Origin of the sequence: Streptomyces sp. NPDC056347 (assembly GCF_042262625.1) — a bacterium.
In the GTDB taxonomy this organism is placed as follows: Bacteria; Actinomycetota; Actinomycetes; order Streptomycetales; family Streptomycetaceae; genus Streptomyces.
On the sequence record NZ_JBHJQP010000106.1, the window covers coordinates 22222 to 28469 of the forward strand.

Sequence of the window (6248 nt, forward strand, 5' to 3'; positions counted from 1 at the left end):
GGGCAACCGTCAGCGGTCGCCCTGCCCGTCTGCGCCGTGTGCCTGCCGCAGCGCGGCGATGTCCAGCTTCTTCATCGTCATCATCGCCCGGGTGGTCCTCGCCGCCTTCTCCCCGTCCGGGTCGCTCACCAGCTCGATCAGGCCATCGGGTACGACCTGCCAGGACACCCCGTACCGGTCCTTCAGCCAGCCGCAGGGCCCTTCCTCGCCGCCGTCGGTGAGGCTGGCCCAGTAGTGGTCCACCTCGGCCTGGTCGGCGCAGCCGATCTGGAACGAGACGGCCTCGTTGAAGGTGAACCGGGGCCCTCCGTTCACCCCGACGAACCGCTGGCCGTTGATCTCGAACTCCACCGTCATCACCGAACCGGCGGGACCCGGCCCGGCCTCGCTGTAACGGGCGATCCTGCCGAGGCGGGATTTCCTGAAGACCGAGACGTAATACTCCGCAGCCTCCTCGGCCTGCCCGTCGAACCACAGACATGTGGTGAAGCCCTCGGTCGTCATCGCTGTCTCCCCTCGTGTGCGCAGCCCCGCTCGTTGCCCGCGTGTACCACCGGGGGCGAGGTGACGGGGGACCGGAATCGGCCGACTCCATATGGTCCCCCGGGAGCGCGCAAACACCTCGACGACACGACCGGGTCCGGTTGACCGACTCCGCAAACCACGGCCCGTGCCGGGGAGTTAACTCCTGCTGTCCGTGTCGGACGCGGTGATCAGGCGGAGGCCGCCGGCCAGGCGGTGTCCTGGATGCGGCACTTGTAGGTGCGGCTGGCGTACACCGGCACGGCCGGGTAGGCGGCGGCGATGGTGGCCTGGTACGCCTCGGCGGCGGCCTGCGCCGCGGCGTCCTCGTGCGGCCGCTGGGTGGCGGAAATGCTGAGCGGGAACTCGAGGACGGTGCCTATCTCGACCCCGTCGCCGTAGGCCGTGAAGCTGTAGGTGACGGCGTGGGCGCCTTCCGGAACAGACATGTTCGGTCTCCTGACGCAGATGGATCGCGTGGAATGCGATACCAAGTGATCTTAAAGTAAACGATGTTGGTCAGATGGGGTGCGGGTACGGCAATAAGCACATGCGGATACTGGGGGCGGGTCACACACCGCGGGCATGGCTGAAAAGGCCGTTCCCGCGGCCGCCGTCCGGCTCGGGTGTCCCGTCCGGCGCCCGGCCGGTGATCGTCAACTGCGGGGACTTCGGGATGTGTCCGGCGGTCGCCGCCGCCGGGACCGGGGCCGAGTTCCGCGCCCGGGGCGACGCCCCGGCCGACGCGGGGCCCGCATCGATCCGCCCGGACTTCCACTTCCGGACCGCTGCGGCCAGGCGTCATGCCGACGGGATCGGGCGCACATCGGCAAGTTCGGCTTCCCTCTTTCAGGGGACAAGGTGCGTGTCCCGCCGATTCCTGGGCATCGCTGGCACTGATCAACCCCCACAGAAGGAGTTCCACGTGTCTGCTCGCTCTCTCAAGACGGCCCTCGGTGCCGTCTGCGGCGCCCTCGTCCTGCTGACGGCCGCACCCGGCTCGGCGTCGGCGGCCACCGGGCAGTTCCGCTACACGTACACCACCGTCGAGGGATACGAGGCTGTCGGGTTCCTGAACGACCCGGCGAGCGGCGAGTGCATCAACCTGCGAGGCCCCTCCTCCGAACCGGGTTCGGCCAGCCGGGCTCCGAAGAACCACACCCGGTCCACCGCCACCGTCTTCCTCGGTGCCGACTGCGAAGGCGATGTCTACTACGTCCTGCCTCCCGGCGCGGGGGCAGGTGACCGCCTTCTCATGCGGTCCGTGGTCTTCTCCTGACCCGCCGCCGGGCTTGGCGGCCCGACGGCCCTGCCCGGCGGTGCGAGCCCGGCGGGACCGCGTGATGCGGCTCCCGCCGGGGGCGGCGACGCGAGATGCACCGCCCCCTGAGGGTGTCTCGGAACCCGCCGGGGGCCTCCTCGGTGTCCGGGACGAGCCTGGTGGCCAGGCCGCTCCGCGCCGCCGGCCCGGCGTGCCCGGCGCCGGAGTCGTGGTGCCGCACCTCCCGCGCGGCGGGTACGTCCTGGGCGCGCAGCCCGCGGGCCGCGCCGGGAAGGGCACTGATCGGATGCCGGGTGCGGGAGACCGGAGCGCGGTATACGCGGATGCCGAGGCGGGCGCCGGTCAGGCACCATGCCGGTATGTCCACCCAGATCAGCGGAATGATCGAGTGCCGGCCGAACGCCCGCCTCTGGGGCCCCGACGACGAGGACTCCGTGTGGGAGTCCGCCATCGACCTCTCCCTTCTGAACAGCGGCAACGCCTACAACGCCCTCGCCTGTCTCTTCGGCGTCCGCAACGACCTCGGGTTCCGTCCGCTGGCCGAGGGCCGCGGCCTCCCGGCCGACGCGTCCGAGGCGTTGAGGGCCGGGTACGAGGCATACGGCGGCCCTTGCGACGTACACGGCACCACGTGGATCACCTGGGCCGAACTCGCCGTCGCCGACTGGAGCGAGACCGACGGCTCCGGCGCCCGGAGCCGCGACAGCGTCGCGGGTGACTCGACCCACTGGGGGCCGGTCTGGAGCGTGATGCGCACGCTCGGCGAACTCCATGGCGCGGACCAGGTGCGGCTCGTCGTCTGGTTCGACTGACACGAGACCCGTGGCGCCGGGTGCGGTGGTGCGAGGAGATCGGTGCCGCCGCGCACGGAGCGTGAACGGCCTCCCTGCGACCGAGGCCGTCACTTCGTACCCACTTTTTGATCACAAGACCATCACTTCCGGAGAGTGCCCCTCACCTTGTCGTGAAGCCCGGTTACGGTCATTCCTCCATGAAATGCTGCTGGGGGGACGAAATGAACACCCGTACAGTCACTGCCGCACTTGCCTGTCTGGCCGCCGTCGCCCTCGCCGGATGCGAGCCGGCCGCCACTGCCCAGCGGCCCGCCACTCCGCCGTCCTCCCCCGCCGCCGCGGACACCGCGCTGCCGCGGACGGACGGCAAGCCTGACGACGAGTCCGACGACAAGCCCGTTGAGCGCGCGACGGTCGCGAACTTCGTCGGCATGGGGTTGCAGTCCGCGCAGGACAAGGCGCAGGCGGACGGCTTCCATCTCCTGACGTCCCATGACAGCGCCGGGCGCGGCCGCATGCAGGCGTTCGACCGCAACTGGAAGGTCTGCACCCAGAACCACCGGCCGGGGAAGGACATCCCGGTCGACAGCAAGTTCGACTTCGGCGCGGTGAAGCTTGAGGAGTCCTGCCCGTCCAAGGAGGAGAGGGACCCTGCCGCGGCCGACGGCACGATGCCCGACTTCCTCGGCAAGTCCGTCAAAGTGGCGCGCGGGGCCCTCGACCCGAGTACGTCGATCACCGTCACCGACGCCTCGGAGGACCGCATGGTCCTGATGGAGAGCAACTGGAAGATCTGTACTCAGGCCCCGAAGGCCGGAACGAAGCTCAACGGACAGCCGGTTGAATTCGCCGCGGTCAAGTTCGACGAGTCCTGCCCGTAGGCAACGGGGCGTCCCGCCCACCCTTGCCCGCAGGCCCGGCCGGTTTCGGCCAGGCGGTCCAGGCGGTTCGTACGCGGGATCGCGAGGACTCGCACTCGGCCAGCGCGCCGAAGGGGCGTGAGGGCGGGGAGAACGAAGGGAGGCCCGGCCGCTCGAAGCGGTCGGGCCTCCCTCGTGCCGAGGGGCGAGAAGGTCAGGCCTTCTTCGTCTCCCAGAAGATCTTGTCGATCTGGGCGATGAGGTCCAGCGCCTTCTGGCCCGTCGCCGGGTCCGTGGAGGCCTTCGCGGCCGAGAGGGCCTTGAGGGTGTCGTTGACCAGCTGGTGCAGCTCCGGGTACTTCTCGAAGTGCGGGGGCTTGAAGTAGTCGCTCCACAGCACCGAGACGTGGTGCTTCGCGAGCTCGGCGCGCTGCTCCTTGATGACCACCGCGCGGGCCCGGAAGTGCGGGTCCTCGTTGGCCTGGTACTTCTCCTGGACGGCCTTGACGGACTCCGCCTCGATGCGGGCCTGGGCCGGGTCGTACACGCCGCAGGGCAGGTCGCAGTGGGCGCTGACCTTCACCTTGGGGGCAAACAGGCGGGAAAGCATTGAGCTGTCCTTCCTCGTGATCGTCTTCTCAGGTGGGACATTACTCGGTGAGAGGCGCGTTTTCCCGGGTGCCCCCATGGGCTTAGGCCAAAAGTCCGGGGCGAGGATGGGGCCTGTGGCCGAATGATGCGGGACGCTGTTACCGAGACGCGTACGGAGCGTGTGCGGGACGGACCGGGGAGGTGCCGGAGATGCGGGAGGTGCCTGAGGTGCCTGAGGTGCCGGAGCGGACGCAGGGGCGGTCCGGGCGTGGGCTGGCGGCGCGGGTGCCGTTCCAGGTGGTGGAGGTGACCGGGCCGTCGATGGTGCCGACGCTCCATCACGGGGACTGGCTGCTCGTGCAGTACGGGGCCCTGGTGCGCCCCGGCGACGTGGTGATCCTCCGGCATCCGTTCCAGCAGGACCTGCTGGTGGTGAAGCGGGCCGTCGAGCGGCGCCGGGGCGGTTGGTGGGTGCTGGCCGACAACAGCTTCGCGGGTGGGGACAGCACGGATTACGGGGCCGTCCCCGAGGAGCTCGTACTGGCCAGGGCCCGGGTGCGCTACCGGCCGCCGGCGAAGGGTCAGCGTTCGGTGCGGGCGGTGGTGACCTGGGCGGTCTCCGCGCTGCGTCCGGTCTCGGCCGCCCGTTCGGTCTCCAGGCGCTTGCGGGCCCGGTAGGCGGCCACGTTGGCGCGGGTCGCGCAGCGGTCCGAGCAGTAGCGGCGGGACCGGTTGGTCGAGGTGTCGAGGTAGGCGTTGCGGCACGGTGACGCCTCGCACAGGCCGAGCCGGTCGACCCCGTAGGACGTGAGGTGGAAGGCCAGGCCCATCGCCGCGATGGCGGCGTACCCGGCCGTCGCGTTCGACGGGTGGTCGGCCAGGTGCATGTGCCAGTCCGGCTTGCCGTCCGCGTCCCGGGTCTCATGGCCGGAGATCTGCGGGCTCACCGGGAACTCCAGCATCAGCGAGTTGAGCAGGTCGACGGCGAGCGTCTCGTCGCCGCTGTCGGCCGCCTCGAAGACCGCGCGCAGCCGCGCCCGTACGGACCTGAAGCGGGTCACGTCCGCGTCGGTGGCACGCCGGGCCGCCTGCTGGTTGGGGCCGAACAGCTCGCGGACCGCTTCCACGGACGTGAGGGAGTCCTTGTTGCGGGTCGGCTCCTCGGTGTTGACCAGACGCACGGCGTAGTCCGAGTAATAGGCCAGTTCCACTTGTAGTCCTTACGGCGTCGGTCTATGGTCGTTGCAGCGGATGAGGTAATGGTCGTTTTAGGTTTCAGGGTATTACATGGAGGTTCCGGTGGCAGAGACATCGACAGGTACGGACTGGCGGGCCTGGCAGGAGAGCTGGGACCGGCAGCAGGAGTGGTACATGCCCGACCGCGAGGAGCGCTTCCGGGTGATGCTGGACATGGTCGAGGCCGTCGTGGGGCCGCGGCCGAGGGTGCTGGACCTCGCGTGCGGTACGGGAAGTATTACGGACCGGCTGCTCCGGCGGTTCCCGGAAGCCACCAGTACCGGGGTGGACCTCGACCCGGCGCTGCTCACCATCGCGCGCGGCTACTTCGACGGGGACGGGCGTGTCGAGTTCGTCAGCGCCGACCTCAAGGACCCCGAGTGGGCCGCGAAGCTGCCGTACGACTCGTACGACGCGGTCCTCACCGCCACCGCCCTGCACTGGCTGCACACCGAACCGCTCGCCGCGCTCTACGGGCACATCGGCGGGCTGGTCAGGGACGGCGGCGTGTTCATGAACGCGGACCACATGATCGACACCGCCACGCCCCGGATCAACGCGGCCGAGCGCGCCCACCGGCACGCCGCGATGGACCGGGCCAAGGAGGCGGGCGCGGTCGACTGGGCCGAGTGGTGGGCGCTGGCCGCCAAGGACCCGGCGCTGGCCGGGCCGACCGCCGAGCGGTACCGGATCTACGGTGAGCACGCGGACGGTGACATGCCCCCCGTGTCCTGGCACATCGACACCTTGCGTGCGGCCGGGTTCGGTGAGGCGCGGGCCGTCTGGGCCTCGCCCTCGGACACCCTGGTGCTCGCCGTGAAGTGAGCGAGGGACGGTCCGGAGGAGGGCGGGTCGGGGCGGGGCCCCCGACCCCCCCCCCCCCCGTACCCCCCGGCGGCCAACCCCCCCGCCCCCCCCCCCCCCCGGAAGCGTGAGACCGGGGCCCCACCCCGCCCCCCGCGA

9 protein-coding genes are annotated in these 6248 nt (G+C 70.6%); 5 read left to right on the forward strand and 4 right to left on the reverse strand.

Annotated features, from left to right (window positions below; all coding sequences use genetic code 11):
* Window positions 1–9: 9 nt before the first annotated feature.
* Window positions 10–504: a VOC family protein gene (locus ACFCV8_RS23325; protein WP_376687350.1), complete on the reverse strand. Its 495-nt coding sequence runs from the start codon at window positions 502–504 to the stop codon at window positions 10–12.
* A 209-nt stretch (window positions 505–713) separates the two neighbouring features.
* On the reverse strand, window positions 714–971 hold the full coding sequence (locus ACFCV8_RS23330) for a hypothetical protein (RefSeq protein ID WP_376687351.1): 258 nt from the start codon (window positions 969–971) through the stop codon (window positions 714–716).
* Window positions 972–1447: 476 nt separating this feature from the next.
* Here ACFCV8_RS23330 and ACFCV8_RS23335 point away from each other — a divergent pair, with 476 nt between their 5' ends.
* From ACFCV8_RS23335 to ACFCV8_RS23345, 3 genes are all read left to right on the forward strand, one after another.
* Window positions 1448–1801 carry a hypothetical protein gene (locus tag ACFCV8_RS23335; RefSeq protein ID WP_376687352.1) on the forward strand — a complete coding sequence of 118 codons (354 nt, stop codon included), beginning with the start codon at window positions 1448–1450 and terminating at the stop codon, window positions 1799–1801.
* 362 nt (window positions 1802–2163) lie between these two features.
* Window positions 2164–2616 (forward strand): hypothetical protein, encoded by a 453-nt coding sequence (locus ACFCV8_RS23340; RefSeq protein ID WP_376687353.1) that lies wholly within the window; start codon window positions 2164–2166, stop codon window positions 2614–2616.
* 203 nt (window positions 2617–2819) lie between these two features.
* Window positions 2820–3479, forward strand: a complete 660-nt coding sequence (locus tag ACFCV8_RS23345) for a hypothetical protein (protein WP_376687354.1) — start codon at window positions 2820–2822, stop codon at window positions 3477–3479.
* Between the two features lie 193 nt (window positions 3480–3672).
* Here ACFCV8_RS23345 and sodN read toward each other — a convergent pair whose 3' ends face one another.
* Window positions 3673–4068 carry a superoxide dismutase, Ni gene (gene sodN / locus ACFCV8_RS23350; protein ID WP_352278442.1) on the reverse strand — a complete coding sequence of 132 codons (396 nt, stop codon included), beginning with the start codon at window positions 4066–4068 and terminating at the stop codon, window positions 3673–3675.
* Window positions 4069–4259: 191 nt separating this feature from the next.
* On the opposite strand from sodN, the gene sodX reads away from it, so the two are divergent.
* Window positions 4260–4727, forward strand: coding sequence for a nickel-type superoxide dismutase maturation protease (sodX, locus tag ACFCV8_RS23355; RefSeq protein ID WP_376687355.1), 468 nt, complete (start codon window positions 4260–4262; stop codon window positions 4725–4727).
* Here sodX and ACFCV8_RS23360 read toward each other — a convergent pair.
* On the reverse strand, window positions 4631–5260 hold the full coding sequence (locus tag ACFCV8_RS23360) for a CGNR zinc finger domain-containing protein (protein WP_376687356.1): 630 nt from the start codon (window positions 5258–5260) through the stop codon (window positions 4631–4633). The genes sodX and ACFCV8_RS23360 overlap by 97 nt on opposite strands.
* Window positions 5261–5336: 76 nt before the next feature.
* On the opposite strand from ACFCV8_RS23360, the gene ACFCV8_RS23365 reads away from it, so the two are divergent.
* Window positions 5337–6110: a class I SAM-dependent methyltransferase gene (locus ACFCV8_RS23365; protein ID WP_376687357.1), complete on the forward strand. Its 774-nt coding sequence runs from the start codon at window positions 5337–5339 to the stop codon at window positions 6108–6110.
* Window positions 6111–6248 lie beyond the last annotated feature (138 nt).

What these genes read in the sequence shown, in the direction of transcription:
- ACFCV8_RS23325 (WP_376687350.1), bottom strand. Translation starts at nt 504, where the DNA reads ATGACGACCGAGGGCTTCACCACATGTCTGTGGTTCGACGGGCAGGCC.
- ACFCV8_RS23330 (WP_376687351.1), bottom strand. Translation starts at nt 971, where the DNA reads ATGTCTGTTCCGGAAGGCGCCCACGCCGTCACCTACAGCTTCACGGCC.
- ACFCV8_RS23340 (WP_376687353.1), top strand. Translation starts at nt 2,164, where the DNA reads ATGTCCACCCAGATCAGCGGAATGATCGAGTGCCGGCCGAACGCCCGC.
- ACFCV8_RS23345 (WP_376687354.1), top strand. Translation starts at nt 2,820, where the DNA reads ATGAACACCCGTACAGTCACTGCCGCACTTGCCTGTCTGGCCGCCGTC.
- sodN (WP_352278442.1), bottom strand. Translation starts at nt 4,068, where the DNA reads ATGCTTTCCCGCCTGTTTGCCCCCAAGGTGAAGGTCAGCGCCCACTGC.
- sodX (WP_376687355.1), top strand. Translation starts at nt 4,260, where the DNA reads ATGCGGGAGGTGCCTGAGGTGCCTGAGGTGCCGGAGCGGACGCAGGGG.
- ACFCV8_RS23365 (WP_376687357.1), top strand. Translation starts at nt 5,337, where the DNA reads ATGGAGGTTCCGGTGGCAGAGACATCGACAGGTACGGACTGGCGGGCC.